4 protein-coding genes are annotated in these 4,130 nt (G+C 34.8%); all 4 read right to left on the reverse strand.

Annotated features, from left to right (window positions below):
* Positions 1-25: 25 nt before the first annotated feature.
* On the reverse strand, positions 26-538 hold the full coding sequence (locus A6E06_RS11275) for a hypothetical protein (RefSeq protein WP_065592664.1): 513 nt from the start codon (positions 536-538) through the stop codon (positions 26-28).
* Positions 539-686: 148 nt separating this feature from the next.
* Positions 687-2,417 (reverse strand): helicase HerA domain-containing protein, encoded by a 1,731-nt coding sequence (locus A6E06_RS11280; protein WP_065592663.1) that lies wholly within the window; start codon positions 2,415-2,417, stop codon positions 687-689.
* Positions 2,418-2,425: 8 nt separating this feature from the next.
* Positions 2,426-3,448 (reverse strand): SIR2 family protein, encoded by a 1,023-nt coding sequence (locus tag A6E06_RS11285; protein WP_065592662.1) that lies wholly within the window; start codon positions 3,446-3,448, stop codon positions 2,426-2,428.
* 159 nt (positions 3,449-3,607) lie between these two features.
* Positions 3,608-4,042, reverse strand: a complete 435-nt coding sequence (locus A6E06_RS11290) for an N-acetyltransferase (protein WP_065592668.1) — start codon at positions 4,040-4,042, stop codon at positions 3,608-3,610.
* Positions 4,043-4,130: the final 88 nt, after the last annotated feature.

Consider the following 4,130-nt stretch of genomic DNA (forward strand, 5'->3'; position numbering starts at 1 on the left):
GTTGATGCATTTGTTATGTTCGTTTTTATAATTTGTGCTTAAGAAGCATTTGTTCACAAAATCCTTTAGTCATATCTATAAAATCTTGTACCATTCTTTTATTACTTTGAAATATTTCTAGTCTTTCTTGACATGATAATTCTTCTCTACGACTATCTAAATAAATATTTACCATAGCTTGATTTAGTTGAATGCGGTCTAACGTCATATCTGAAAAATATAGCTTTTTATACATTTCACACTTAATTAAGCTATCTTGAGGCCTGACAATGATATTTCTATCATTGAAATCTGCTATTGGAGAACAGAAAACTATAAATTGATCTTCAAACTCTAATGTTGCTTTATACAATTCTTCTAATTTACTTATGGTAAATTCTTTATGCGATTTTTTATTTGCACCTGATTCAGTTAACTTTACAACGAAAAAGGCAATAAATAATGATAAAAGAGCAGTCAATAATGATGATATTACCATTAACATAAACTGTGCTCTTTCTGCTGGTTGACTATACATTAACTCTAAATATTCGATCATAAACTTTCACCTAAAAGAACATAACGCCTGCATAACACGTTTACTACTATGCAATTATACTTAAAATTGACGCCTTAAAACGAGAAACACCCGACAACCTGAGATGCCGAGTGTAGTAAATCGTGTTGATGCATTTGTTAGACGCACATTATTGTATGTTTTGCTTACGCCAATTATCTACCGCTGAACTTAATCGCCCAACAGATACATCCCCTTGCCACTCTTTCCAGAATTCAATTGTCCCACTGTCAGGTTTATTGACTGGTTCATCAATACGGATTCGACTTGGTAATAAACTTGCGTCGCCAACAACTAAAGCTTCACCTGTATCAAGTGTTGGTAATATATCACTAAACCCACCTAGACTATCAGGAAGCAATTTTTTTATAACCGCTTGATCATCAGAATTAGTGAGTCTCATGGCTACAAAATTACTACATTGGCTAATGATAGTTTTGTTAACTTCAGACGGTCTCTGTGTCACAACCACTAAGCTAACTCCATACTTACGGCCTTCCTTAGCGATCCTTTCAAAAATTTGAATAGATATATCATCTGTCGCACCAGCAACATTTTTATTAGGTATATATAAATGTGCTTCATCACATAGTAATGCAACAGGATGTCGAATTGTTGAAGGCGTCCATTGTTGTATAGAAAAAGCTAAACGAGCAACTAACGATACAATCAATGGTAATACATCTGAAGGTACTTCTGAGAAGTTTATTATTTTAACTCCGCCTCGATTATTTTCTGCGCTGCTGCCAAGTAAAGCATCAGCTAACCGATTTAACCAATCGAATTCAAGTACATCTTTCCCCCCTTGAAATAAAAAACCTAATCGGCGATCAGATATTTTATTTTCTAAACGAGAAATCATTCGACTTAATTTACCGTTAAATTCTCCCGCTTTAGTCGTACCACTTCTTGCTCCTGGTACTTGCTCAACATTAATATCGTTCAATGATTTAAGTAAAGCTTCCAAGTCAAATGGTACAGGGCTATCTACCGTAAAGTTATCTAAAATATCTTTATGTCCGCCATCTTCTAGATATTTTGTTTTAGCTGCATTAACTTCTCTAGCCATAAGCATTGACTGATTCGGAGCATTTTGGTCACTACGGTCAACAAACAATGATACTAATGCTTCATATGATAGCAACCAATACGGTAAATATATTGCGCCATCGGAAAGTGTTCGACCTGCTTCTATATCTCCCGGTCCAGCAACTTTGAAATGGCTTATACCTTCACCTTTTAAGGGTGAGTATTCACCGTGAAGATCAAAAATAATTGCATTAGCATTTTTTAACTTAGCAACCTGCTCAATTATTAATGCTGTTGTCCAAGACTTACCTGCCCCTGTACTACCACCGATAAATGCATGGCGTTGAAAAAATTTATTACCATTTAGGTATGCTACCGCATTTTCATCTAAAGTATATTTTCCCAAAGTTAGTGAATTACCATCAGCCTCTGCATGAGATATAATCCGCATAAACGCTGTTAATTTATCACCTTCAAGTGAGAAGCAATTCGCATCAATTTCAGGAACACTTTCAAGGGTTCTTCTAAAGACATTTCTCCTTAAACCTTCAGCATCGATAAGAGACCCAATTAATGCAACCTTACATAAGTTTTGTTCGTCTTCTTGTTCACCTTGATCTTCAATAGATGGCATTGCTAACTTTTTTCTAGTTACCTGATTGATAATACCAATTAAATGTTGTCCGGGTTTACTACTTTGTAATACAGCCAATCTATTTACTTGCAATCGCTTTAGCTGTTCAACATCATCTACGGATATAATTACGGTTGCAGTGTCTACAGAAGCAACTTTTCCTAATGCTTCGTCATCACTAAAATTAAAAATTGTCATACTTTCCCTTACATTATAAAATTTAGAAAACCATTAAGAGACCAATAATCTCCGTCAACTTCGATTGCTTCCTTAATTAAGGAGCTATAAATTATGGATTTTCCATCATTAGAAGACGATTCTATTGCCAAATATCTTTCAGCATTTCGGTTTAAAATAAACTCTTTTGCAGCATCAGTTAACTTGTGAGTAATAATAATGACTGCTGCATCATCATTTGCACATCTATTAACCAATTTTGTTTGTATATGATCGTCATTAAAACCAAAACCAACACACAAATACGATGTAGCTTTATCCATAACATCATCAGATTCATGAATTATCGTTTTATATGGCTCTTTATGAGTACTTCTATACTTTTCTATACCGGGTGTAACAATCAATGGATTCAACCCGCTAGGGATTGAATCCATTATCCCTAGCGACATAATCACTTTATTATTATTTGTAAACCAACCTAGAGAACCATGCACCTTCCAAATGTTGACTTGACGTAAACAGGTTAAATGATTCTTTTTAACTAAATGTCCCTTATAACCATGAGAAAAGCCGTCATAATGATGTATACCTTCTTGTTCACATGCATATTCAGCTAATCTGTCATAATTTGGAGTAATTATATTTAGCTCTTTAGCCGTACTTCTAAACATATGTTTTAATAACTTACCCAGTGGAAATAAAGTTGGCTCATTAAAAGAACGATTAAAGACTTTAACATCCTCTGGGGCCAATAATTCCCACGTACTTGAAACCACTCTATTTGTTAAAACTGGAGACAAATGAACATCATGTAACGCAGTTTCAAGATCTACGCCATCATTAAGTAATTGACAAAACATCGACCACGAGCTTTGCTCTGATTCCGATAAATCATCAACTTTAATATTCTTAATCAAATGCTGAGCTAACATCCACATCCCAGACATACCAAAAGCAGCTGAGGCACCACTCCCTAATATTATCACTGGCGTGTTTTTATAATATTCCTGAGCTTGCTTCGATATTTTATCTAGTACTTGTTCAGACATTTTAATCCTTATTAATGCGATGATACTTGAAAGAATGTGCGTCTAACGCCTGCATAACACGTTTGCTACCATGCAGATTAAGCCTAAATTTACCACTTAATACGGTAAACCCAAAGAAATCTAGAATGCCGAATGTAGCAAATCGTGTTGATGCATTTGTTATGTGTTTGAACTTAAAGTAAATTCCATTTCTATTAACCCATTCACTTTCACGGTTTGCGTAAACCCTTTTTCTTTATATAACTTGATTGCTGGATTTTCACTGAACACACGAAGAAGTAACTTTTTTGATTGATGCTGTCTAGCGTGATTTATAATCATATCGAGACTTTTCGCACCGATACCCTTACCATGAAATTCTGGACTTAACTGTAAATCTCGCAGAAAAGTGGTTGATTCGTTATAGCTAAAACGAACAATACCAACTCGATGATTATCCACGAATATTTCAAAGTTATCCAAGAGAGCCCAATTGTTAATAAACAGATTGCTGTCCCAAACGATATTACGAGTTAAATAATAACTAGCCATATTGGATTGAGTTAGTGACTCAGCATATTTTAGCTCAGAAGCTCTTTTAAACTGGATATCCATACTTACCCCTTGGGAACACATAACGCCTGCATAACACGTTTGCTACGATACAGACTTAACTGAATTTTACTGCCTTAATCACTGAAAC

Origin of the sequence: Aliivibrio sp. 1S175 (assembly GCF_001690985.1) — a bacterium.
Lineage (GTDB): Bacteria > Pseudomonadota > Gammaproteobacteria > Enterobacterales > Vibrionaceae > Aliivibrio.